Genomic DNA, 24,624 nt, shown 5'->3' on the forward strand with positions numbered 1-24,624 from the left:
GAAACGCCGCGCGTGAATCCGCTCAAAGTCGGGGAAAGCTTCGGCCACTGCCAGCGCAGGGGCCATGCCAATCCCGAGCCAAGCCCGCGGGAGCTTCTCTCCGGGAAGGTGTAGAGACTAGACGGGCGGCGCCTAACGCTTCTGCAGGATCTTCCCGCGGGCCATGGCGAAGGGATAGTCCAGACCACGAACGCCGGCCGCAGGGCTGGCGGCGGCGAAAGCCGAAGTGGGATGAAACCTGGTGTCGCGTGTTCGAGTCACGCCGGGGACACCATTCCTGTTCCCCCTTCCGCAGGGGTTCGCTGCGGGTTGGCGGGCATCCGCCTGCCGCCCCTGGAGGCCGCCCGCCATCGTGCCCGCCGCACTCACCCGTCGCACCCTGCTCGTCTCCAGTGCCGCCACGGCCCTTGCCGGCCTTGGCTGCGCCGGCCTGTCCACGCCGGCGGGCGCCACCGCCCTGACCCTCGCACAGACGCTGGAGAGCGTGGAGCGCCGCAGCGGCGGCCGCCTCGGCGCCGTCATCCAGGATACCGCCAGCGGCCAGACCTGGCGGCATCGCGCCGAGGAACGCTTTCCCCTCACCAGCACCTTCAAGGCGTTCGCCGTCGCCGCCGTGCTGGCGGAAGTGCACGCGCGGCGTCGACGGCTGGATGAGATCATTCGCTATACCGCGGCCGATCTCGTGCCCTATTCCCCGGTCACCAGCCAGCATGTGGCCACCGGCATGAGCCTGTCCGCTTTGTGCGCAGCGGCACTGGCGGTGAGCGACAATACGGCCGGCAACCTGCTGCTGATGCAGATCGGCGGGCCGGTGGGCCTCACCGCCTTCATGCGGGGCATCGGCGATTCCGACACCCGGCTGGACCGCTGGGAAACCGCCCTCAACGAAGCGAGCCCCGGCGACCCGCGTGACACCACCACCCCGCAGGCGGCCGCCGCCAGCCTATCGCGCCTGCTGCTGGGCGACACCCTGCTCCCCCCAGCCCGCGACCTGCTGACCGGCTGGATGATCAATGATCAGGTGGCCGGGCCGCTGCTGCGGGCCGGCTTTCCCGCCGGCTGGGTCACCGCCGATCGCACCGGCGCCGGCAGCCACGGGTCCCGCGCCATCATCGCCGTCTCCTGGCCCACCGGCCCCGGCGGCCGCAAGCCCATCGTGGCCGCCATCTACCTCACCCAGACCAAGCTCACCATGGACGAGCGCAACGCCGCCTTCGCCGAGATCGGCCGGGCCATCGCCGCCGCGGTCATCTGAGACGCCGGTTCACGAACGCCCCTTGGTCGCCTTGCGGAAGACGAGGCAGAGGTTGTTGGCCGGCATGTCCGTCACACGGGCCAGCATGAGGCCAGCGGCGGCGGCGCAGGCCTCCACATCCTCGAGTTGGCGCAGGCCCCAGCGCGGATCGCGCCGGCGCAGGTCCGCGTCGAACGCCGCATTGCTCGGTGCGGTGGCCACGCCCGCCCGCAGATAGGGCCCATAGGTGAGCAGCACGCCGCCCGGCTTGAGAGCGGCGGCCGCGCCGCGCATGAGCCCCTCGGTGGCCGCCCAGGGGCTGATGTGGATCATGTTGATGCACACCACCGCATCCATGGTCTCCGGCGCATCCAGCGGCCAGGACGGGGCGGCGGCATCGAGCGCCAGAGGCGGCGCCACGTTGGACAGGCCCTCGGCCGCCGCCCAAGCGGCAATGGAGGCGCGGGCATCGGGCGCGGCATCGGTCGGCTGCCAGAAGATATCCGGCCGCTGGCGGGCGAAGAAGAGCGCATGCTCGCCGCTGCCGCTGGCCACCTCCAGCACGCGGGCGGCACGGGGCAGCAGGGGTGACAGCACCGCCAGGATCGGCTCGCGGTTGCGAGCCACCGAAGGCGCCGAGAGGCGGGCGGTGGGAGCAAGATCGGCCATGAAACCCCTCGAACGCGGACCCAACGGAGACGACCCGGCACCGGCCCGGCCGCCTGTCTTATAACCCGCCGCGGGCTCCGCTGACGACCGCTCCCGCCCCCGCTCGCAACGCAAGGTAAGAAAGGGTGATGGCGGTTTCGCCCGCGCGCCTTCAAGACGCGGGGGCTTTGCGGTAGTCTGACGTCATGCGACAGCTCCGCTTCAGAGCACCGCGCCCCTTTGCCGACGCGGCCCCCGGTCCCCTTCCGGCGGCGCTCCGCGCAGTCGGTCACCGGCTGAGCAGCAAATTCATACCTCTTGACCCACGCCCCCCCGCACGGAGCATCCGCGCCGCGTCCATCGCGTCTCGAGATCGGGGAACTGACGTTCCGGCACGGCGATGGCTCCGCTTCCGCTGTCTGGCGCTGGGACTCGGCCTATGGACGCTTGCACCCTTGGCGCCGGCCTTTGCCGCGGAGACGTCGTGCGCGCCACAGGCCACCCCCGCCGGGCGACCGGACGCCACTGAGGCGACGGGTGCGACGCCCTCGGCCGACAGGCCGCGCATGGTGCAGCTGGAAGATGACGGCAGCCTGCGGCTGTCGGATGGCCGGCGCCTGGTGCCCATGCAGGTCGTGCTGCCGGTGCGCTTTGGCGCTGACGCACCGCTCTGGGCCGGTGCCCGCGCCGCCGTCTCGAACCTCGCTGGTGTGCCCCTGCGCCTCGGCGCCACCTCCACCGATCGCCACGGCCGCCTCATCGGCGCGGCGTGGCTGGACGACACTTCCGCCGGGCAAAACGAAAATGGCAGCACCGGCGAGAGCCTCGCCCTGGCGCTGGTGCGCGCGGGCGCCGCCTATGCGGATCCCACCCCCGCCTGCACCGACAGTCTTCTGGCGGCGGAAGACGCGGCCCGCCGGACGGCGCGTGGACTGTGGCAGGCGGCCGGCGCGCGCCCCGGCACCACGGATATTGAAGGCCTCAGCGCCCGCGCCGGTTTGTTTTCCGTAGCGGAAGGCCGCATTCTGACGGTTGGCGTGCGCCGGGATCGTACCTATCTGAATTTCGGTGACAGCTGGCGGCAAGACTTCACCGTCATGATGGCGACGGCGGATTTCGCCACAATCTTCGGGCATGGCCTAGATCCCGCCATGTTGCGTGGCACCATGGTGCGCGTGCGCGGCGTGGTGCGCGAACAGGGCGGGCCGGCCATGGTGGTGAAGACCGCCGCCGCGGTCACGCGGCTGGTGGATGACGATACGGAGCGATCGGCCGATCGCCGGGGGAAGAGGCAGTGAGCGTGAGCGGGCGGACCGCACCGGGGCAAGCGTGCCCGTGCCGCAAGGCGCGGCCGCTGGCGCATGCCCGCTGGAGCCGCTGGGCGCTCGCCGCCGTGGTGCCCCTGTTCCTGACCAGCTGCGCCAATGTGGACCTGGACCAGGCGAGCGTGCCCCTCTCCTCCGGCGCCGCCTCCGAATATGCCGGCATGACCCCCGCCCAGCAGCGCGAGCACGAGCGGCTGGTGGCGAGCTATGGCGGCACCTATGACGATCCGGAACTGAAGGCGCTCATCCAGCAGGTGGTGGAACGGCTGGTGGCGGCATCTGAGCGGCCGGACCTGAAATACCGCGTCACGGTCCTCAACTCGCCGGCCATCAACGCCTTCGCCCTGCCGGATGGATCGCTTTACGTCACCCGCGGCCTGCTGGCGCTGGCCAACGACACCTCCGAAATGTCGTCGGTGCTGTCCCATGAGATGGCCCATGTGATCGCCCGCCATGCCACCATCCGCGAGGACCAGGTGAAGCAGGCGGTGCTGGTGAGCCGGGTCATCTCCGATGTGGTGAACGACCCCGACCTCGGCGCCCTCGCCATGCAGAAGAGCCGGCGCACCCTCGCCTCCTTCTCCCGCGGGCAGGAGCTGGAGGCGGACGCCATCGGCGTCGGCATCGCCTCGCGCGCGGGGTTCGACCCCTATGGCGCCTCCCGCTTCCTGACCGACATGGGCAAATATGCGGAGATCCGCTCCACGGCGCTGGGCGGCTCGTCCTCCTCCACCACGCCGGACATGGACTTCCTCTCGTCCCACCCGGCGACGCCGGAGCGCATCTCCATCGCCATCGCCAACGCCCGCCAATATGCCACCCCCGGCTCCGGCGAGCGCGACCGCGCGCTCTATCTCTCCGCCATCAACGGCATGGTCTATGGCGACGACCCCAAGGAAGGCTTCGTGCGCGGGCGCAAGTTCTTCCATCCCAAGCTGGGCTTCACCTTCACCGCGCCGGAGGGCTTCTCGCTGGAGAACACCTCCCAGGCGGTGCTGGGCGCCACCGGCTCTGGCCGCGAGGCGCTGCGGCTCGACGCGGTGCGGGTGAACCCCGACCAGTCGCTGGCCCAATACCTCTCTTCCGGCTGGATCGACGGGGTGGAGATCAATACGGTGGAGACCCTCTCGGTGAACGGCTTTTCCGCCGCCACCGCGATCGCCCGGGGCGATCAGTGGTCGTTCCGCATGTTCGCCATCCGCTTCGGCTCCGATGTCTACCGGCTGATCTTCGCCGCCCGCGAGCTGACGCCGGAGCTGGACAAGCAGTTCCGTGCCGCCGCCACCACCTTCCGCCGGGTCTCCCTTAACGAGGCGGAGACGGTGAAGCCGCTGCGGGTGCGGGTGGTCTCGGTGGGCCTGGGCGACACCGCCGACAAGCTCGCCGCCCGCATGCAGGTGCCCGACCGCCACATGGAGCGCTTCCTGGTGCTCAACGGGCTCGAGAACGGCAACAAGATCAAGTACGGCGACAAGGTGAAGATCATCTCCGAATAGGCCCGCCGAGTCGCGCCGGCCACCCCCTGCCCGCCCCGCAAAGCTGCACCCGCGCTCGCCTTCGCGCCGGCGCTTGCGGTCTGCCGATCCGACGTGGAATAATAGAGGCCGGCCTGGGGTGCCGCGTGCGCACGCGGCTGAGATCATACCCATCGAACCTGTCTGGATCATGCCAGCGTAGGGAGGTGCCGATGAGCGAGAGCTTGTCGCCTGTGTCTTCGTCCCCGTCTTCCCTCGCCACCCTGCGACCCGGGATCGCTCCCCGCGTCGCCATCGTCGGCGGCGGGGTGATGGGTCTTTCGCTCGGCTGGCAACTGGCCGGCGCGGGCTGCGCCGTCTCCCTGTTCGAGGCCGGCGAGACCGGGCGCGGCGCCAGCCACGCCGCCGCCGGCATGCTGGCCGCCTGCGCCGAGGCCGAGCCGGGGGAAGAGGAGTTGCTCGCCCTCAACCGCGCCAGCCAGGCCCTGTGGCCCGCCTTCGCCGCGGAACTCGAGGCCGCCTCCGGCGCAAGCGTCGACCTGCGCACCGAAGGCACCCTCACCATCAGCCTCACCGCCGACGATGGCGCCCGGCTGCGCCATCTGTTCGCCTTCCAGACATCCCTCGGCCTCCCCGTTCAGTGGCTGACCGCCGCCGAGACCCGCCGGCGCGAGCCGCGCCTTGCCGGCCAGCTGTCCGGCGCCATCCTCACCGCCGAGGACCACCAGGTGGACAACCGCAAGGTGGCCGCCGCGCTGAAGATCGCCGCCGCCCGCGCCGGCGTCTCGATCTTCGAGCACAGCCCCGTCGCCAAGGTGGCCACCAGCGGCGGCCGGGTGCTGGGCGTGGTGGTGGGCGAAGAGCTGAAACCCGCCGATGTGGTGATCCTCGCCGCCGGTGCCTGGAGCCGGGGGGTGGACATCACCCCCGCCGCGCCGCTGCCGGTGCGCCCGGTGAAGGGGCAGATGCTGGCCCTGCGCATGGATCCGGCCGCGCCCCTCCTCAACCATGTGATCTGGGCGCCGGGTTCCTATCTGGTGCCGCGCCGCGACGGCCGGCTGATCCTCGGCGCCACCACCGAGGAGAAGGGCTTCGACACCGACCTGACCGCCGGCGGCCAGCTGGCCCTGCTCACCCACGCCTGGCGCGCTTTGCCGGGGCTGGAGGAGCTCTCCATTCACGAGCAATGGGTGGGCTTCCGCCCCGGCAGCCGCGACGATGCCCCCATTCTCGGCCCCAGCGCCGAGGTGGAGGGGCTGGTGTTCGCCACCGGCCATCACCGCAACGGCATCCTGCTGCTGCCGGTGACCGCCCGGCTGGTGGCGGATTTCGTCCTTTCCGGCCGGCTCGATCCTTTGGCCGCGCCCTTCGAGGCCGGCCGCTTCGCCCCCCGGGCCGCCGCAGAATGAGCCCCGCCATGACCGTGCCCGCCCTCGACCTCACCGTGAACGGCGCCGCTGAGGCGCTGAGCGTCGTCACCGTCAGCGACCTTCTGGACGCCAAGGGCATCGATGCCACCCGCAAGGGCATCGCGGTGGCCCGCAACGGCGCGGTGGTGCCGCGCCGGGCCTGGACCGACACCCGCCTCGCCAGCGGCGACACGCTGGAGATCATCACCGCCAAGCAGGGCGGCTGAGCCGGCGCACGACAACGAGAAAAGCCATGACCGATCTCCTTTCCGACGACCCGCTCGTCATTGCCGGACGCAGCTTCCGCTCGCGTCTGTTCCTGGGCACCGCCGGCTATCCCAACCAGAAGGTGTTTCTGGATGCGCTGGCCGCCTCGGGCGCCGAGATGGCCACCGCCTCCATCCGCCGCATCAGCCTTGCCGGCTATGAGGAAAGCCTCACCGATCTCCTCTCCGGCCGGGTGCACATTCTGCCCAACACCGCCGGCTGCCAGACCGCCAAGGATGCGGTGCTCACCGCCGAGCTGGCGCGCGAGGCGCTGGACACCAATTGGGTGAAGCTGGAGGTGATCGGCGATCGCGAACTGCTCTATCCGAATGTGGAAGAGCTGCTGAAGGCCACCGAGGAGCTGGTGAACGCCGGCTTCGTGGTGCTGCCCTATTGCACCGACGATCCGGTGACCTGCCAGAAGCTGGCGGACCTCGGCGCCGCCACCGTGATGCCGCTGGGCTCCATGATCGGCACCGGGCTCGGCATCGCCAATCCGCACATGATCGAGCTCATCTGCGCCCGCTCGCCGGTGCCGGTGGTGCTGGATGCCGGCCTCGGCACCCCGTCCGATGCGGCGCTGGCCATGGAGCTGGGCTGTTCGGCGGTGCTGCTCAACACGGCGGTGTCGAAGGCGCTCGATCCGGTGCGCATGGCGGCGGGCTTCCGCGCCGCGGTGGATGCCGGCCGGCTCGGCCGCCGCGCCGGGCGCATTCCCCGCAAGCTCCATGCGGAGGCCTCCAGCCCCGAATTCGGCCTCGTGGGCAGCTGAGCCCATGCTGCCCCGCCCGCCTCTGCTCGTCATCACCGATCGCAGCCAGGCGCGGGGCGACCTCGCCGACATCATCGCCGCCGCCTGCGCCGCCGGCTGCCGCTGGTTCAGCCTGAGGGAAAAAGACCTGCCCGAGGGCGAGCAGATCGCCCTGTTCGCCCGCCTGCGTGCCGTCACCCGCCCCTCCGGCGCCACCCTCACCCTGCACGGCCCGGCAACGCTGGCCGCCGCCGCCGGGGCCGATGGCGTCCACCTCTCCGCCGGCAGCGACCCGGCCGCCGCCCGCGCGCTGCTCGGCCCGGGGGCCCTCATCGGCCTGTCCACCCACACCCGCGCGGAAGCGGTGGCCGCCGACCCGGCCCATCTCGACTACATCACCCTGAGCCCGCTCTTCCCCACCCCCTCCAAACCCGGCTACGGCCCCGCTTTGGGCCTCCCCGGCCTCACCGAGGCCGCCGCCACCGCCCGCGTCCCCATCATCGCCCTGGGCGGCATCACCGCCGCCACCGCCACCGCCTGCCGCGCCGCCGGAGCGGCCGGGGTGGCCGTCATGGGCAGCGTGATGCGGGCGGGAGATGTGGGAAGGGAGGTGCGGGGGGTGGTGGGAGCGTAGCGGGGGGCGCGGTTAATCCGGCGTAGCCACGCGGCTGCTTTCGACCCCATTGCTGTCGTTCGATCCTGAAGCACGAGTTCTAAATAGCTGACGCTCGCAGTCGGTGTTACCGGTGGTAAATGCGGCGATACCCTTAGCCCGGTGCGCAAGGCCCACTATTCTATCGAGCCTTGCGGTTACGTTGGTTGCAGATGCACTAGACCTGCTCGGCAAGGGGATCGACCATGGCGACGCTGGAATCGTATGTAGAGGCATTAATCGCGGAACTGACCCGCATTCAAGCTCCCGGATCGGTACCGGAACCGGATGAGGAAGGGTTTTCGCTTCCAGGCCAAATTGCTGTCGGGAACGACCGCTTCATAATGACGACGCGGGAGATGGAGCGGCTGATTAAGCTTTCTTCGCGAGAGCTCAAGCGCGGCGATCCGGCCCTAAGCCGCTCTCATACCGATAAGGAATGGAATTGGACGGTGCGGGGTGCCTTCGGCCCAGCGCTGATGCTGATCGATCTCGATGACGACCGGCAAGAGAATGCCCGCACTGTTGTCGCGGCCATCCGCGCGGCCGTTAGTGGACCTAGCAAGACACACGGCCCTGCTGAGCATGCGTTCGGTTGCACTCTGTTTGGCAACTTTGATGTCGCACCGTTTTCGATTGGTCCAGTGCAGTTTGAGCCACGTTCGGCGTGGCTCGCACGCAAGCTTTCTGACGGCGACGTTAGCAAGACGACCGCGCAGCGCGTCATGCGCGTCTGGTCTGGAGGCAAGCCGCGTAAGCGCAAGACATCGGTCGAGTCTATACGGGAGCGGGATATTCTCGATGCCGTGGGCAAGTGTCCGTATGTGTGTAGTGTCCGCACCGAGGGGCTCGCCTCCGAAGCCGGTCGTCTTAAAGCGCAAACAGCTGCGCGCCTTGCATTGACAGGAATTGCCCTGCGCTGGGCCGTATCCTCCAGAGCGCTCGATGGGTTCCGCCTGTTGGTCGATCCGTCTGTTCGCCGCCAGCGCTCGCTGGTGTTTAAACCGAAGGTCGGAACGCTGTCTGGCGGCAACCTAATGGGGCTGCCGCATGGTCCTAACATTAGTCCTGGAGACTGGGCGAAAGAACTGGCGAAGAACCGTGGTGACTTTGATGTGGTGGGCGAGGCAATCACTTATTACCTCTCGCGTGACGGGAGGGTGGCGCGTCCCGCGCTCATGAATACGTTTGCGCAGGCGCTACTATGGTTCCATGAGGGATGCCGGGATGAGGTGGAACTGATGGCCGTGGTGAAGTTCTCGGCGTGCCTCGATGCCCTCGCCAGTGGCGGCAAGTCCAACGGGATCAGAAGCCTAATCCGAGCCCGGCTTGGCATGCAGGACGACAAGCCGATCCGCAAAGATGGCCCCACCATGCACCAGGCGGTAGAAGAGATTTACAGCTCGGGCCGCAGCCGCACGATACACGGCACCAACGATAAGATCGGCAATGATTGGTCATCTACTCGGGCGCTGGCAGAACAGTTTGCGCGGATATGCCTTGTGATGAGTCTGGACTGGGCAGTCAGTAATCCTACCAGTGACGACCCGCTGGCCCTCAGGAAGTGAATGAACAGGGTATGCCCTGACCGGTCTTGCCTCTTCCGACCCCAATTCGGTGATCGGCGGAATGACCACTCCTTCAAAAGCCCATTCAAATAGCGGACAGGCAGATAACCACCCCAAAACAGACATTGGCTACGACCTCAGCGAACGGCTGCGTCCGGCGCAAAGCCGAGCGCTTCCAATCAAGCTACGGCTCAATACCCGCACCGACCCGCACCGCACCGCCCCCCTACGCCGGCAGCACCACCACCTTGGTTTTCACCGGGGTGCGGGCGTAGAGGTCGAGCATGTCTTGGCTCAGGAGGCCCACGCAGCCGCTGGTGACGCCGCTGCCGATGGATTCCGGGTCGCTCGTGGCATAGATGGTGTAAAGGGTGTAGCTGCCGTTCTGGTAGAGATAGAGGGTGCGCGCGCCCAACGGGTTGTCGAGGCCGCCGGGCATGCCGCCGGCGTATTTGGCCGCCTCGGGCTGGCGCTTGATCATCTCCTTGGGCGGGGTCCACACCGCCCATTCGCCCTTGCGGCCCACATAGGCATCGCCGCTCCAGCGGAAGCCGTCGCGGCCCACATTGGCGCCGTAGCGGGTCGCCATGCCGTCTTCCTCGATGCGGTAGACGTAATAATTGCCGGGATCGACGATGATGGTGCCCGGCTCTTCCTTGGTCTCATAGCGCACGGTGCGGCGGTAGTATTTGGGATTGACCTTGCTGAGGTCCACCGCCGGAATAGGGAACTTCTCTTCCGGCACCGGCCCATAGACCTTCTGCGCCTCGGCGAGGGTCATGCCATCCATGCCGGCGCAGCCGGCCAGGCCCAGCGCGCCGAAGCCGAGGGCCGAGCCCACCAGGAAGCTGCGGCGGCTGAGGGCGCCCGCGCACGGCTGCGGCGCGGCGGCCTGTTCACTCACGCCGCCGGCGGCGGTCCCACAATCCTTGATCATGACCTGGCAAACCCCTGTCCCGTGGCCCGGCGCGGCACCCCGCCAGCCCCGTGTCGGGCGGAGAGTGCCGCCACACGGCGCCGCTGGCAAGCGCAAGCGCCATCAGGTCGCCCCTGAGGCCCGCGCGCCCGCCCTCGCTGCGCCACAGACACCGAGATCACGGCAGCAGTGAGGTGGCCGGCGCGCCGCGGGCGTGCCGCGCATCGTCTGGCGCCGGCCCGTCTCCGCCGCGGGCTCAGGTGGCCGGCTGCTGGGCGGGCCCCTGCCCTTCCGCGCCATGCTCAGGCGCCTCGGTCACCAGCTGGGAGGCGGGCGACTGCACCAGCAGCAGATAGCGCTCGAACTGCACCAGCACATCCGCCAGCAGCTGCTCGCGGCTCATGCCCATGACATCGTAGCCACGGCCCCCATTGGAGAAATAGGTGCGCGCCTCATAACGGAAGTCGGGCTTGGCGGCTTCATAGGCGGAAAAGGTGGGCAGCCGGCGGGCCACCGGCATCACCCCATAGACGAAGTCGCGCACCCCGTCCGCCGGGGCCGTGAGGGCCACGGCGCCATTCTCCTCGCGCACCTCGGCCGGCCGGCCCCGCCGGGTCAGCTCCACGGCCACCTGTTCCAGCGCCGGCCGGGCCTGGGTGGCGATGAAGGCTTCCACTTCCTTCAGGTCCGGCGAATGCAGGATGAGCGCGAGCCGGCGCTGCCAGGTGAGGCCCGAGGCCGGGTGCGCGGGGGCCGGCGCCGCCGGCTGCGCGGCCTGCGCCTCCCGCTGCGCCACATCCGCCCGCATGCCCACGAACAGCGCCCACACCAGCGCCAGCATCACGAAGGTGAAGGGCAGCGCGCTGGCGATGGTGGCCGATTGCAGCGCGCCAAGGCCCCCGGCCAGCAGCAGCGCCGCCGCCACGCCCCCTTCCAGCGCGCACCAGAACACCCGCTGCAGGGTCGAGGTCTCGGTGGCGCCGCCGGCGGCGATGGCATCCACCACCAGCGAGCCGGAATCCGCCGATGTCACGAAGAAGATGGCGACCAGCGCGATGGCCAGGGTGGAGGTGACCGGCGACAGCGGCAGATATTCAAAGAACTGGAACAGGCCCACGGACACGTTCTGCGCCACATCCGCCGCCAATTGGCCATTGGCCACCGTGGTGTCGATGAGGATGGCGGTGTTGCCGAACACGGTCATCCAGAAGAAGGTGAAGCCGGCCGGAATGAAGAGCACCGCCACCACGAACTCGCCCACCGTGCGGCCGCGGGAGATGCGGGCGATGAACATGCCCACGAACGGCGACCAGGAAATCCACCACGCCCAGTAGAACAGCGTCCAGCCATCGATCCAGGGGGTCGGCTGATAGGCGTAGATGTTGAAGGTGCGCAGCAGCAGGGTATCGAGATAAAGGCCGATGTTCTGCACGAAATCGCGGAACAGCGCCTCGGTGGGGCCCACCACCAGCACGAACAGCATCAGCGCGATGGCCAGCACCAGATTGGTCTCGGAGAGGATGCGCACCCCCCGATCCAGCCCCGAGACCACCGAGACGGTGGCGCAGCAGGTGATGACCGCGATGAGCGGCAGCTGCACCTCGATGCCGATGGGAACGCCCAGCAGATAGTTGAGGCCGGCATTGATCTGCGACACGCCCAGCCCCAGCGAGGTGGCGATGCCGAAGATGGTGCCGACGATGGCGAAGATGTCCACCGCATGGCCGATGGGGCCGTTGATGCGGTTCTTCAGCAGCGGATAAAGGCCGGAACGGATGGTGAGGGGCAGGTTGTAGCGATAGCCGAAATAGGCGAGCGAGAGGCCCACCACCGCATAGATCGCCCAGGCATGAATGCCCCAGTGGAAGAAGGTGACCGTCATCGCCTCGCGCATGGCGGCCACGGAGCGCGGCTCGGCGGTGGGCGGGGTCATGAAATGGGTGATGGGCTCACCCACCGCATAGAACATCAGGCCGATGCCCATGCCGGCGGCGAACAGCATCGCCACCCAGGAGGTGAACTTGAAGTCGGGCACCGCATCATCCGGGCCGAGCTTGAGGCGGCCATACCGGCCCACCGACAGGATCAGCACCGCCGCCAGGAAAATGCCGACCGCCAGCAGATAGAGCCAGCCGAAGGCCGAAAGAATGGAGCTCTGCAGCTGCGAGAAGATCTCGCCCGCGCGGTCGGGCGCGACGACGCCGACCATGAGAAACATGGCAATGAGCAAAACGGAACCGAAGAACACGGGCGGGTTGATGACAATGCGGCTGAACATGACTCCCCTTGCGATCTATTGTGGGCTGATATGCGGCCAATAAACACCATAATCCGGCCAGATTCCACCCATAATCGCCTATAATTTCTATAAATAACAAATACATAATAATGATAAATTTATATAATTGAAAAATTATATTATCTTACGGATTAAATATTCTTTCTGATCGCGGGGGCTTCATTCATGTAGTGTCGTTCTGCGACGACTTTCGGCACACGCGTCATTTCTGTGTGAGCCTGCGGCAGCGCGCCGACCCCATGACCTTGCCCGGAGCACCCCCGTGGGGGCTCTTCAATGCGCGCATCTGGGCAAAGCTGCGCACGCAAAAAACAAGGGCGCAACCTTGCGGCCGCGCCCTTCGGGATGTGCACCGGGTCCATTGCCGCGTCGGCCTCAGGCCTTCAGCCAGCCCTCCACGGCCGCCACCTCCGGCACGCCGCCGGCGTGGACCACCTTGCCGTCGATGACCACACCGGGGGTGGAGAGGATGCCGAATTTGGCGATCTGCACGTAGTCGGTGACCTTTTCCACGGTGACGTCCACGCCCAGGCGCGCGGCCGCCTCCGAAATCAGCTTCTGGGTGGCCTCGCAGCGCTTGCAGCCGGAGCCCAGCACTTTCACGTCCCTCATGGCACGTCCTTCCCTCGATCAGGAAAACAACAGGTTGAACAGATAGCCCACCATCAGGATGCCGCCGCCCACCACCGCCAGGAACACCGCGATCAGCCGCAAGGTGAGCACCTTGCGCAGAATGATCATCTCCGGCAGCGACAAAGCGATCACCGACATCATGAAGGCGAGGGTGGTGCCCAGGGCGGCGCCCTTGTCCAGCAGCGCCTCGACAATGGGAATCACCCCCGCCGCATTGCTGTACATGGGAATGCCCACCAGCACCGCCGCCGGCACCGACCACCAGGCATCGGCGCCCATGATCCTCGCCATCAGCTCGGCCGGTACATAGCCATGAATCAAGGCCCCGGCGGCGATGCCGACGATCATCCAGATCCATACCCGGCCGACGATGTCGCGCACCGCCTCCAGGCCCAGCTTCAGACGATCGACAAAGGACAGCCGCCCCTGCGGAACGGCGAGGCCGGCCCCGGCCTGGATCTCCTTCACCCAATCCTGAAGCCAGCCTTCCAGCTTCAGCCGACCGATGACCCAGCCAGCGACGATGGCGAGGGCGAGCCCGAACGCCAGATAAGTCAGCGCCACCGGCCAGCCCACCAGAGCGAACAGCAGCCCCAGGGCCACCTCGTTCACCATGGGCGCGGCGATGAGGAAGGAGAAAGTGACGCCCAGCGGCACCCCGGCGGACACGAAGCCGATGAACAGCGGCACCGCCGAGCAGGAGCAGAAGGGTGTGAGCACACCGAGCCCCGCCGCCAGCACATTGCCCAGCCCCTCGCGCTTGCCGGCCAGCAGCGCCCTCGTCTTCTCCGGCGAGAAATAGCTGCGCACCACCCCCATGGCGAACACCACCAGGGTCAGCAGCAGAATGACCTTCGGCGTATCATAGAAGAAGAAGGTGAGGGCCGAGCCCAGCCGGCTCTGCGGGTCCACCGGCAGCAGCGAGACCAGCCACGCCGAAAACGGCACCAGCTGGCTATAGGCCAGCACCCAGGCGACCAGCGCCAGCCCCACTCCGGCGCCCCACATCCAGGCCGGCGCGCCCGTGTCGCGCCCGCGCGGCGCGTTCAGGGTGTCGATGCTCATGCGCAGGTCCTTCCCGTGGCGGGGGTGGTCGTCGAAGGGGCGGACGAGAGCGGGGCCGCCGCGGCCACGACCGCGTCCAGGATCCGCGCCACGCCTTCCGGTAGGTTCGGATGGAGGCGATAGCGCACCCATTGGGCATCGCGCCGGTCGATCACCAGCCCCGCCGCCTTGAGCACGCTCATGTGGCGGGACACGCGCGATTGGGTCGCCTCCAGCCGCTCCATCAGCTCGCAGGCGCAATGCTCGCCGCCATCGCAGATGATCTGCATGGCGCCGAGCCGCGTGGGCTCCGCCAAAGCGGCGAGGATCTGGGGCACATCCATCTTGCTCACATCCGCATATGCGTTTTTACGCATATATGACGCTCTCGCGGCGTCTCTTCAAGCCTGCTCCGGCCCCGGATGGCGAAAATGCCGGCGATCCGCACAGAGCAAAGAAAAAGGGCGCGACCTTGCGGTCGCGCCCTCTTCAACGTGCCGGCAGGGCCTAGACCCTTCCGAAGGCGTGTGCCCTCAGAAGTCCATGCCGCCCATGCCGCCCATGCCGCCGCCCGGCATCGCCGGCATGCCGGCGTCCTTCTTCGGCAGCTCGGCGACCAGCGCCTCGGTGGTCACCAGCAGGCCAGCCACGGAGCCGGCGTCCTGCAGCGCGGTGCGCACCACCTTGGCCGGGTCCACGACGCCAGCGGCGACGAGGTCCACATATTCCTCGGTCTGGGCGTTGAAGCCGAAGTTCGGATCGGTCGCCTCGAGCACCTTGCCCACCACGATGGAGCCTTCCACGCCGGAGTTCTCGGCGATCTGGCGGATCGGGGCCTCAAGGGCGCGCAGCACGATCTTGATGCCGGCCTTGATGTCGGCGTTGTCGGAGGTGAGAGCCTCCACGGCGCCCTTGGCGCGCAGCAGGGCCACGCCGCCGCCGGGGACGATGCCTTCTTCCACCGCAGCGCGGGTGGCGTTCAGCGCGTCGTCCACGCGGTCCTTCTTCTCCTTGACTTCCACCTCGGTGGAGCCGCCCACGCGGATCACGGCCACGCCGCCGGCCAGCTTGGCGAGACGCTCCTGGAGCTTCTCACGGTCGTAGTCGGAGGTGGTGGTCTCGATCTGCGCCTTGATCTGGGCGACGCGGGCCTCGATGTCGGCCTTCTCGCCAACGCCGTCCACGATGGTGGTCTTTTCCTTCTCGAGGATGACCTTCTTGGCGCGGCCGAGCTGGGCAAGGGTCACGTTCTCGAGCTTGATGCCGAGATCTTCCGAGATCACCTGGCCGCCGGTGAGGATGGCGATATCCTCGAGCATGGCCTTGCGACGATCACCGAAGCCGGGCGCCTTGACCGCAGCCACCTTCAGGCCGCCGCGCAGCTTGTTGACCACCAGGGTGGCCAGGGCCTCGCCTTCCACGTCCTCGGCGACGATCACCAGCGGACGGCCGGACTGCACCACGGCCTCGAGGACCGGCAGGATCGGCTGCAGGGCGGTGAGCTTCTTCTCGAAGATGAGGATGTAGGGCTCTTCCAGGTCGGCGATCATCTTCTCCGCATTGGTGATGAAGTACGGAGAGAGATAGCCGCGGTCGAACTGCATGCCCTCGACCACGTCGAGCTCGGTCTCGGCGGTCTTGGCTTCCTCGACGGTGATGACACCCTCGTTGCCGACCTTCTGCATGGCGCCGGCGATCATCTCGCCGATGGAGGAGTCACCGTTGGCGGAAATGGTGCCGACCTGGGCCACCTCGGCGGAGGAGGAGACCTTCTTGGCGCGGGACTGGATGTCCTTGAGGGCCGCGACCACGGCGAGGTCGATGCCGCGCTTCAGGTCCATCGGGTTCATGCCAGCGGCAACCGCCTTGGCGCCTTCCTTGACGATGGCCTGGGCCAGCACGGTGGCGGTGGTGGTGCCGTCGCCGGCCAGATCATTGGTCTTGGAGGCGACTTCGCGCACCAGCTGGGCGCCGAGGTTCTCGAACTTGTCCTCGAGCTCGATCTCCTTGGCCACCGACACACCGTCCTTGGTGATGCGGGGGGCGCCGAAGGACTTCTCGATGACCACGTTGCGGCCCTTGGGGCCCAGGGTCACCTTGACGGCGTTGGCGAGGATATCCACGCCGCGCAGCAGCTTCTCGCGCGCGTCGGCAGAAAACTTGACTTCTTTGGCAGCCATCACGGCCTCCTTATGAAACGTGCGGAAAAAGGCTCAGGCACTCTCTCGCGATCAGCCGATCACGCCGAGAATGTCGCTCTCCTTCATGATGAGGAGGTCCTGGCCGTCGATCTTCACCTCGGTGCCCGACCACTTGCCGAACAGCACCCGGTCGCCCGCCTTCAGGTCGACGGGAACGAGCTTGCCGGCCTCGTCACGGGCGCCCGGGCCCACGGCGATGACCTCGCCCTCCTGGGGCTTTTCCTTGGCGGTATCGGGGATGATGATGCCGCCGGCAGTCTTCTGCTCGGCTTCGATGCGCTTGACGACGACGCGGTCGTGCAGGGGACGGAAGGCCATGGGTCTATTCCTCTCGGACCAGAATGAGCGGCGCGACACGCCGCTCCCAACGCTGCTGGCACTCTCAAGACAAGAGTGCCAAGCCCGCCGCGGAGATAAGCAACCCCTCCGGCCACGTCAAGGCGCCGACGACAAACTTCATCGCCACCTTCACCTGTGCTTTCAGCGCCATGGGCAAGGAACGGTGGCGGGATACGAAGCGGTAACCCTGCCGCCATATGGTGGTGCACACCGGACGGCACCAGGGGGCGGGCCTGAGGGGCGCCTGAAGCGGCACCTGAAGCGACACCTGCGCCAGCCGGTCTTCCGCGTGCGGCGGCATCGACGGGAGAGCAATCAGCCATTATGGTCGGTGCCCGTCCGTCGGTGTACGGCGGATCCTGGGAGCAGACCGGAGTCGAGACGGCGAAGGCCACGGAGTTATTCATGAAACTTACGCTTGCACGGCCGACCGTGCGCCCTGCGCACCATCGTCGTGCCGCAATGGCCGGAATCATGGCGGCGGCACTTGCCCTGACCCTCGCCGCCTGCAGCACCACTCCCACCGAACCGCCCCCGCCCGCAGCGCCACAATATACGAGCCCGATCGCGCCCGACCGCCTGGTGGGCCGCTGGGGCCTTGCCGCCTATCACCGGCCCGACGACGCCGGCCGCACCGAGGCCCAGGCCAAGGAGCAGTGCTCGAACCCCTATGTGATCACTGCCGGCCCCAACGGCGGCGTGATGATGTATCTGGCCGACGACAACAAGCTCACCGAAGTGGTGTCCAAGCAGGTGCCCGGCGGTCCCGTCTATATCGGCCCGCCCGGCGAGCCCGCCGGCAGCCAGGCCGACCGCCAGATCATGCGCTTCGACGGCAACGTGCTGGTGCTGCGCTGGGTCGACCCCGAAGTGGCCAAGCGCTACGGCACCATGGTTTACGTGCGCTGCCGCTGAGGCCTCGGTCTACGTGCGCGACCACTGAGTCCCGCGCGCACTGCTGAGATTGAGATCGGCGCCTGAATGCGCCCCTTCGGGGGTCCATTCAGGCGCCGCTTTCGTTTTCAGCTCATACACCGCGCATCAGCTTTGAATTATGATAATAATATTTTATAATAATAATATTTCGATCTATATTTTATTGAATAGCTTCAATGTGAGCTCAAAGCAATCCAACTGAATTGATGTCGATCAATCGATCGCGTATCTCACCAATACGCCTCGGATTCGACATATTCAGCGACATTGAGATGATTGCTATTCTTTTCTCTTCCGCCACGATCTCCCGGACCGCCCCCGCCCCGGCAGCCACCCTTCGTCGTCTCAGCCGGTTGATGGCGGCCACGGCGCTCGGCGGTGGTGCGCTGCTCGCCGCCACCGCGACCCATGCGCAGGACGCCTCTCCCCTGGAACTGCCGACCCTCAATGTGGAAGGCGCCGGCGACACCGCCTGGGGCCCGGTGGATGGCTATGTGGCCACCCGCAGCGGCGCCGGCACCAAGACCGATACGCCGCTGATCACGACGCCCCGCTCCGTCTCCGTGGTCACCCGCGAGCAGATGGACGACCGCGCGGTGCAGAATGTGATCGACGCCGTCTCCTACACGTCCGGCGTCGTCACCGGCGCCTATGGTTATGATCCACGCTTCGACGACATCTATATCCGCGGCTTCTCCGTCACCTCCCGCGGCGATTTCCGCGACGGGCTCGCCCAGGCGGCCGGCAATTTCGCCTATTGGCGCACCGAGACCGAGGGCCTGGAGCGCATCGACGTGATCAAGGGACCGGCGGGCGTGCTCTATGGCCAGACCGTGCCGGGCGGCCTCATCAACCGCATCTCCAAGATGCCGGTGGATACCCCCTTCGCCAATGTGGAGCTGCAGGGCGGCTATCCCCAGTGGTGGCAGGCCTCGTTCGACCTCGGCGGGCGCGCCAAGGAGGATGGCAGCGTGCTCTACCGCCTGGTGGGCGTGGGCCGCGACGCCCAGGGCAACACCGCCTTCAATTCCAACGACGCGCTCTATCTGGCGCCGTCCATGACCTTCCAGAACGACAGCACCCGCCTCACGGTGCTGGCCGACATTCTCGACATCAAGCTGCCCGCCAGCACCTATTTCTACCAGCCCAACGGCCACCTCACGAAGATCCCGGTGGGGACCAATTACAACGCCATCGAGCAGACCCAGGAGCAGGTGGGCTACCGGCTGGAGCACGATTTCAACGACAGCTGGACCGCGCGCCAGAACGTGCGCTACGGCCATATCGACAATCACAGCTACTGGATGTTCCCCACCGGCGCGGTCTCGTGGCCGCTGGTGGGCCTTTATGCCGCCAACTACAAGGAAACCCTGGATACCTTCCAGGCCGACAACCAGATCGAGGCCAAGTTCGCCACCGGCGCCATCCAGCACAAGGTGCTGGGCGGCCTCGACTATCTGTGGGGCAACAGCAATTATGGCGATGGCTACGGCTATTTCGCCTCGCCCCTCAACCTGCTCAACCCCACCGCCGACAATCAGGTCCTCGCCCCGGCCATCACCAGCCGCATCGGCGTGACCATCAATCAGCTGGGCCTTTATGCGCAGGACCAGATGACCCTGGGCGGCTGGCACCTCACCCTCGGCGGACGGCAGGATTTCGTCACCCAGGACATGTCGAGCCTCACTTATGGCACCGACATCGCCTCCCGCGATGACCAGGCCTTCACCTGGCAGGCGGGCCTGCTCTACGAGTTCGACATCGGCCTGTCGCCTTATGTGAGCTACGCCACCTCGTTCCTGCCCTCCAGCAATGTGGATGCCTCCGGCCAGCTGCTGCAGCCCTCCGAGGGCCAGCAGTATGAGGCGGGCGTGAAGTACCAGCCCAAGGGCGGGCGCAGCTTCTTCACCGTCTCCCTCTACCAGATCAAGCAGACCAACTACGCCGTTCCCGACCCCATCTCCTATGTCTACAGCCCGGTGGGCGACATCCGGGTGCGCGGGTTCGAGGCGGAGGCGCTGGTGGAGATGGCCCAGGGGCTCGATCTCACCGCCGCTTATACCTACACCGCCGGCAAGATCCTCAGCAGCGCCGACGCCGCGACCATCGGCAACACGCCCCTGAACATGCCCGCCCACGTGGCGTCCCTGTGGGTGAAATACATGGTGCCGGACGGCGCCCTGAAGGGCTTCGGCGGCGGCCTCGGCATCCGTTACCTGGGCGAGTTCTATTCGGACAATTACAATACCTACAAAAACCCCGCCCAGTACCCGGTGGATGCGGCGCTCTATTACGAAAAGGACGCCTGGAAGTTCGCCCTCAACGCCAAGAACCTGTTCAACCAGGAAAAGGCGCTGGACAATGAGGGCTATTGGTATTGGCAGCAGGGGCGCACCATTCTCGCCTCGGCCAAATACCGCTGGTGAGCGCCATGGGCGCTCCCGCGACCTTGGTTCCGGCGCGACGCGGCGGCGGGCTGCGCCCGGCGCTGGTGTGGGCCCACCGCATCCTTGGCCTCTCCACCGCTCTGTTCCTCATCTGCGCCGGCCTCACCGGCGCAGTGCTCGCATTCTATGCGGAAATCGATGCCGCGCTGAACCCGGCCGCCTATCGCGCCACCGCCGAGGGTCCGCCCCTGTCGCCGGAGGCCCTGGCGCAGCGCATCGATGCCGGCGCCCCCGACCGCGCTGTCTGGTACATGATGCTCGACCATGAGCCGGGCCACGCGGTACTGGCGGTGGCCGCCGGCAAGGTGGATCCCAAGACCGGCGAGCAGGCCGAGCTCACCACCGACTGGTTCAACGTGGACCCGGTGAGCGGCGCGATCCTGGCCGAGCGGAAATGGGGCGCATGCTGCTTCTCGCGCCTGAACTTCGTGCCGTTCCTCTACGAGTTCCACCACAACCTCAGTCTGCCCGGGGTCTATGGCATCCTCTTCATGGGGGTGGTCGCCATCTTGTGGTTCATCGACGGCTTCATCGGCCTTGCCCTCACCTTCCCGCGCGGGCGGCCGTTCCTCGCCAAATGGCGACCGGCCTTCGCCATCAAGGGGGGCAGCCGGTTCCGCCTGAATCTCGACCTGCACCGGGCCGCCGGCCTGTGGCTGTTCGTGCTGCTGATCGTGGTGGCCTTCACCTCCATCACCATGAACCTGCGCCCGCAGGTGGTGGAGCCCCTCGTCTCCCTGTTCTCGAAGGTGACCCCGACGCCCCTCTCCGGCGCGCCGCTGGAGCGGTTGCGCGATCGCACGCTGTCCTATGACGTGGTGGTGGAGGCCGGCATCACCGAGGCGCGCGCGCGGGGCTGGAACGAACCGCCCAGCGAGGTGTTCTATTCGCCCCATTTCGGCATCTTCGGCGTCGCCTTCGGCGATCACGACGATCCCATGGACACCCGCTGGCTCTATTTCGACGGCGAGACGGCCGCCCCCAAGGGCGACTTCATCCCTGGAGTGGGTACCGCCGGCGACATCTTCCTGCAGGTTCAATATCCCATCCACTCGGGCCGCATCTTCGGCCTCACCGGCCGCATCATCATCGCGGTCACCGGCCTAGTGGTGGCCCTGCTCGCCGGCACCGGCATCGCCGTGTGGTGGATGAAACGGGCGGGACGGAAGTCACGGGCGAAGAAGGTATCACAAAAAATAGAGGCAACAGAAACAACCGCTAGGTTCATTTAAGCCGTTAGAAAATCAGATTACATCGCCGTTAAGCGTCTTATATTTTGAAATCAAATTCAAAACATCTTCGGACTGGACGCCAGCACCAAACCAGTAGCGCTCAGAGCGGTCAGATTCACGCCACGAGGCTTGGAAATACCCATGCTGACGAACAAAATCTAAGGGGGAACAACCAACACTGCGGCGCAACATTTCCCGAACGGCTAGGTCGAGCGTCGCGAAATCAAGTTCGCAATGTTCCCCATAAGACTCTTCGTCACGGAGCTTGCCACGGCAAGAAAAAAGGCGAACGACCATTTCAGCCACCTCTATATATAAAATGGCTCACGGAATTTATGATCGCCTAAGGCGAAAATCAACCCAAGCAGGCACACCCCGACTGCGCAACGCACGATTGACTCAATAAAGCTGCGCAGAACCGGGAACCAGAGATTGGCTCCCTCACTCGTCCATCTTCAGCGCGGCGATGAAGGCTTCCTGGGGGATCTCCACCTTGCCGAACTGGCGCATCTTCTTCTTGCCCTCCTTCTGCTTGTCCAGCAGCTTGCGCTTTCGCGTGATGTCGCCGCCGTAGCATTTGGCGGTCACGTCCTTGCGCAGGGCCTTGATGGTCTCGCGGGCGATGATCTTGGCGCCGATGGCGGCCTGGATGGGGATGTTGAACAGATGCTGGGGAATGAGATCCTTCAGCTTCTCGCACATCACCCGGCCGCGCGCCTCCGCCCTCGTGCGATGCACCAGCATGGAGAGGGCGTCCACCGGCTCGCCATTCACCAGGATCGACATCTTCACGAGATCGCCGACACGGTATTCGGTGATCTGGTAGTCGAACGAGGCATAGCCCTTGGAGATGGATTTCAGCCGGTCGTAGAAGTCGAACACCACCTCGTTCAGCGGCAGGTCATAGGTGACCATGGCGCGCGCGCCCACATAGGTGAGCTCGATCTGGTTGCCGCGCCGGTCCTGGCACAGTTTCAACACCGCGCCGAGATACTCGTCCGGCGTCATGATGGTGGCACGGATCCACGGCTCGCGGATCTCGGAGATCTTCACCACATCCGGCATGTCGGCCGGATTGTGCAGGTCGATCACCGTATCGTCGGTCATCTGGATTTCGTAGATGACCGAGGGGGCGGTGGCGATGAGATCGAGGTTGAACTCGCGCTCCAGCCGCTCCTGGATGATCTCCAGGTGCAACAGGCCCAGAAACCCGCAGCGGAAGCCGAAGCCCAGCGCCGCCGAGGTCTCCATCTCGAAGGAGAAGCTGGCGTCGTTGAGGCGCAGCTTGCCCATGGCGGCGCGCAGGTCCTCGAAGTCGGCGGCGTCCACCGGGAACAGGCCGCAGAACACCACCGGCTGGGCCGGCTTGAAGCCCGGCAAAGCCTCGGCGCAGGGGCGCTTGTCCTCTGTGATGGTGTCGCCGACGCGGGTATCCGCCACTTCCTTGATGGAGCCGGTGAGGAAGCCGATCTCGCCGGGGCCGAGCTCGGCCATGGCCACCATCTTGGGGGTGAACACGCCCACCCGGTCCACATCATAGACCGCGCCCGAGCCCATCATCTTGATGCGCTGGCCCTTCTTCAACACGCCGTCGATGATGCGCACCAGCACCACCACGCCGAGATAGGTGTCGTACCAGCTATCCACCAGCAGCGCCTTCAGCGGCGCCGCGCGGTCGCCCATGGGCGGGGGCAGCTTGGTGACGATGGCTTCCAGCACCTGGTCCACATTGAGACCGGTCTTGGCGGAGATGCCGATGGCGCCGGAGGCGTCGAGGCCGATCACGTCCTCGATCTGCGCCTTCACCTTTTCCGGCTCGGCGGCGGGCAGGTCCACCTTGTTGAGCACCGGCACGATGTCGTGATTGTTGTCGATGGCCTGGTAGACGTTGGCCAGGGTCTGCGCTTCCACCCCCTGGGAGGCATCCACCACCAGGAGCGAACCTTCCACCGCCGCCAGCGAGCGGTTCACCTCATAGGCGAAGTCCACGTGCCCGGGGGTGTCGATGAGGTTCAGCGTATAGGTCTCGCCATCGTGCGCCTTGTAGGACAGCCGGACCGTCTGCGCCTTGATGGTGATGCCGCGCTCGCGCTCGATGTCCATGGAATCGAGCACCTGGTCCGTCATCTCGCGCTCGGAGAGCCCGCCGGTGATCTGGATCAGGCGGTCGGCGAGGGTCGACTTCCCATGGTCGATATGGGCGACGATGGAAAAGTTGCGGATGTTCTTCTGGGCGCTGGCGGTCATCCGCGCCGCATAGCACCGGCCAGGGGCGGCCACAAGGCGCCGTTCATCGCCGCGCGCTCGCGCGCCCCGCCCTCCACGCCTATCGGTGGGGCCGCGCCGCCCGCCTACGCAGTTTCCCGCGCTTGCTCGCTATTTCCATTGAGACATAGCTTGTTCCAGCTCAATGCGGTCCTGCGCCCGATGGGACGTGATGTTTGATCACGTTTGCCGGATTGACTGATTTTTTTGGAGGTTTGCGGTGTCCATTGCCCAGAGCGCGGCCACGCCCGCCGAATCCTCAGGCCCCGTGGCCTTTTTCAAAGCCCAGCACCAGGGCTTTGTCGCCACCCTCGCCGGCCACAAGGCGCAGGCCAACCTCATCGACCGCATCTGGATGCAGGCCTTCACCTCTTTCGAGCGCAATGTGGAGGATCAGACCCGCGGCTTGCCGATGCTCGCCTGCCGCAAGGGCTGCGGCACCTGCTGCCAGATCCTGGTGGCAGCCACCGCGCCGGAAGTGCTGATGGTGGCCCGCTACGTGCGCGCCATGGCCACCGGCTTCAAATCCGTGGGCATCGACCTTCTGGACCGGCTCACCACCGCCGCCGATTTCGTCGAGCCCTCGGGCAAGGTGCGGCCCATGGCGCTGGTGCGCGAATGCCCGTTCCTGGCGGAGGGCATCTGCGTCATCTATCCGGTGCGGCCCATGGCCTGCCGCGGCCACGCCTCGTTCAACGAAGACGCCTGCGTCTCCGCCCTCCAGGGTGGGGCGGACGAGGTGCCGGTCTCCGAGCCCCACCGCACCGTGCGGGCGCTGGTGCAGAACGCGCTGCAATCGGCCATGCGCGACACCGGCTATGCCTGGGGCCTTTATGATCTGGTGGCAGCCCTGAAGATCGCCCTCGCCCATCCGGAAGCCGAAGCCGAGTTCGCCGCCGGCGGCGACCCCTTCGCCCCCGTGGCCCTGGACGCCGTGAGCCGCGACGAAATGGAACACACCTTCGACCGGCTGAAGAACTAAG

Annotated in this window: 22 protein-coding genes and 1 riboswitch; of the genes, 12 read left to right on the forward strand and 10 right to left on the reverse strand. The window is 66.7% G+C overall.

What is annotated here, in order from left to right:
- Positions 1-379: 379 nt before the first annotated feature.
- Positions 380-1,255, forward strand: coding sequence for a class A beta-lactamase (bla, locus tag ACU4E7_RS20930; protein WP_447021681.1), 876 nt, complete (start codon positions 380-382; stop codon positions 1,253-1,255).
- Between the two features lie 9 nt (positions 1,256-1,264).
- Here bla and ACU4E7_RS20935 read toward each other — a convergent pair whose 3' ends face one another.
- Complete coding sequence (locus ACU4E7_RS20935; protein WP_447019998.1) at positions 1,265-1,903, reverse strand: DUF938 domain-containing protein; 639 nt, start codon at positions 1,901-1,903, stop codon at positions 1,265-1,267.
- A 545-nt stretch (positions 1,904-2,448) separates the two neighbouring features.
- Between ACU4E7_RS20935 and ACU4E7_RS20940 the strand changes: the two genes are divergently transcribed.
- The 7 genes from ACU4E7_RS20940 to ACU4E7_RS20970 all read left to right on the forward strand — a co-directional run bounded on the left by ACU4E7_RS20940 (position 2,449) and on the right by ACU4E7_RS20970 (position 9,329).
- On the forward strand, positions 2,449-3,180 hold the full coding sequence (locus ACU4E7_RS20940; protein ID WP_447019999.1) for a thermonuclease family protein: 732 nt from the start codon (positions 2,449-2,451) through the stop codon (positions 3,178-3,180).
- A gap of 56 nt (positions 3,181-3,236) precedes the next feature.
- Positions 3,237-4,703 carry a M48 family metalloprotease gene (locus tag ACU4E7_RS20945; RefSeq protein ID WP_447021682.1) on the forward strand — a complete coding sequence of 489 codons (1,467 nt, stop codon included), beginning with the start codon at positions 3,237-3,239 and terminating at the stop codon, positions 4,701-4,703.
- Between the two features lie 104 nt (positions 4,704-4,807).
- Positions 4,808-4,904: riboswitch (TPP riboswitch) on the forward strand.
- The gene (thiO, locus tag ACU4E7_RS20950; RefSeq protein ID WP_447020000.1) at positions 4,895-6,091 is read left to right on the forward strand and encodes a glycine oxidase ThiO; all 1,197 of its coding nucleotides are present in this window, start codon (positions 4,895-4,897) and stop codon (positions 6,089-6,091) included. It overlaps the preceding riboswitch by 10 nt.
- Before the next feature lie 8 nt (positions 6,092-6,099).
- Complete coding sequence (gene thiS, locus ACU4E7_RS20955; protein ID WP_238121145.1) at positions 6,100-6,318, forward strand: sulfur carrier protein ThiS; 219 nt, start codon at positions 6,100-6,102, stop codon at positions 6,316-6,318.
- A gap of 26 nt (positions 6,319-6,344) precedes the next feature.
- A complete protein-coding gene (gene thiG, locus ACU4E7_RS20960) occupies positions 6,345-7,130 on the forward strand; it encodes a thiazole synthase (protein WP_447020001.1) in 786 nt (261 codons plus the stop codon).
- Positions 7,131-7,134: 4 nt separating this feature from the next.
- Positions 7,135-7,743, forward strand: coding sequence for a thiamine phosphate synthase (locus ACU4E7_RS20965; RefSeq protein WP_447020002.1), 609 nt, complete (start codon positions 7,135-7,137; stop codon positions 7,741-7,743).
- A 224-nt stretch (positions 7,744-7,967) separates the two neighbouring features.
- Positions 7,968-9,329, forward strand: coding sequence for a hypothetical protein (locus ACU4E7_RS20970; protein WP_447020003.1), 1,362 nt, complete (start codon positions 7,968-7,970; stop codon positions 9,327-9,329).
- A gap of 226 nt (positions 9,330-9,555) precedes the next feature.
- On the opposite strand, the gene ACU4E7_RS20975 is transcribed toward ACU4E7_RS20970, so the two are convergent.
- The 7 genes from ACU4E7_RS20975 to groES form a co-directional block, all read right to left on the reverse strand.
- On the reverse strand, positions 9,556-10,266 hold the full coding sequence (locus ACU4E7_RS20975; RefSeq protein WP_447020004.1) for a L,D-transpeptidase: 711 nt from the start codon (positions 10,264-10,266) through the stop codon (positions 9,556-9,558).
- Positions 10,267-10,501: 235 nt separating this feature from the next.
- On the reverse strand, positions 10,502-12,523 hold the full coding sequence (locus ACU4E7_RS20980; RefSeq protein WP_238121140.1) for a BCCT family transporter: 2,022 nt from the start codon (positions 12,521-12,523) through the stop codon (positions 10,502-10,504).
- Positions 12,524-12,919: 396 nt separating this feature from the next.
- Positions 12,920-13,156 (reverse strand): thioredoxin family protein, encoded by a 237-nt coding sequence (locus ACU4E7_RS20985; protein ID WP_447020005.1) that lies wholly within the window; start codon positions 13,154-13,156, stop codon positions 12,920-12,922.
- An 18-nt stretch (positions 13,157-13,174) separates the two neighbouring features.
- Positions 13,175-14,185 (reverse strand): permease, encoded by a 1,011-nt coding sequence (locus ACU4E7_RS20990; RefSeq protein WP_447021683.1) that lies wholly within the window; start codon positions 14,183-14,185, stop codon positions 13,175-13,177.
- A 53-nt stretch (positions 14,186-14,238) separates the two neighbouring features.
- Positions 14,239-14,598, reverse strand: coding sequence for an ArsR/SmtB family transcription factor (locus ACU4E7_RS20995; protein WP_447020006.1), 360 nt, complete (start codon positions 14,596-14,598; stop codon positions 14,239-14,241).
- A gap of 156 nt (positions 14,599-14,754) precedes the next feature.
- Positions 14,755-16,401 carry a chaperonin GroEL gene (gene groL / locus ACU4E7_RS21000; protein ID WP_238121138.1) on the reverse strand — a complete coding sequence of 549 codons (1,647 nt, stop codon included), beginning with the start codon at positions 16,399-16,401 and terminating at the stop codon, positions 14,755-14,757.
- A 51-nt stretch (positions 16,402-16,452) separates the two neighbouring features.
- On the reverse strand, positions 16,453-16,740 hold the full coding sequence (groES, locus tag ACU4E7_RS21005) for a co-chaperone GroES (RefSeq protein WP_238121137.1): 288 nt from the start codon (positions 16,738-16,740) through the stop codon (positions 16,453-16,455).
- Positions 16,741-17,166: 426 nt separating this feature from the next.
- On the opposite strand from groES, the gene ACU4E7_RS21010 reads away from it, so the two are divergent.
- The 3 genes from ACU4E7_RS21010 (at position 17,167) to ACU4E7_RS21020 (ending at position 21,376) form a co-directional block, all read left to right on the forward strand.
- Positions 17,167-17,676, forward strand: coding sequence for a hypothetical protein (locus ACU4E7_RS21010; RefSeq protein WP_238121136.1), 510 nt, complete (start codon positions 17,167-17,169; stop codon positions 17,674-17,676).
- Positions 17,677-18,053: 377 nt separating this feature from the next.
- Positions 18,054-20,123, forward strand: a complete 2,070-nt coding sequence (locus ACU4E7_RS21015; RefSeq protein WP_447020007.1) for a TonB-dependent siderophore receptor — start codon at positions 18,054-18,056, stop codon at positions 20,121-20,123.
- A 5-nt stretch (positions 20,124-20,128) separates the two neighbouring features.
- A complete protein-coding gene (locus tag ACU4E7_RS21020; RefSeq protein ID WP_447020008.1) occupies positions 20,129-21,376 on the forward strand; it encodes a PepSY-associated TM helix domain-containing protein in 1,248 nt (415 codons plus the stop codon).
- Between the two features lie 12 nt (positions 21,377-21,388).
- On the opposite strand, the gene ACU4E7_RS21025 is transcribed toward ACU4E7_RS21020, so the two are convergent.
- Both ACU4E7_RS21025 and lepA read right to left on the reverse strand, forming a co-directional pair.
- A complete protein-coding gene (locus ACU4E7_RS21025) occupies positions 21,389-21,673 on the reverse strand; it encodes a hypothetical protein (RefSeq protein WP_447020009.1) in 285 nt (94 codons plus the stop codon).
- Between the two features lie 144 nt (positions 21,674-21,817).
- Entirely contained in the window at positions 21,818-23,623 is a 1,806-nt protein-coding gene (gene lepA, locus ACU4E7_RS21030; protein ID WP_447020010.1) for a translation elongation factor 4, read from the reverse strand.
- A gap of 238 nt (positions 23,624-23,861) precedes the next feature.
- Between lepA and ACU4E7_RS21035 the strand changes: the two genes are divergently transcribed.
- Positions 23,862-24,623 (forward strand): YkgJ family cysteine cluster protein, encoded by a 762-nt coding sequence (locus tag ACU4E7_RS21035; RefSeq protein ID WP_447020011.1) that lies wholly within the window; start codon positions 23,862-23,864, stop codon positions 24,621-24,623.
- The last annotated feature ends 1 nt before the right edge of the window (position 24,624 follow it).

The organism is Xanthobacter sp. ZOL 2024 (assembly GCF_052932325.1).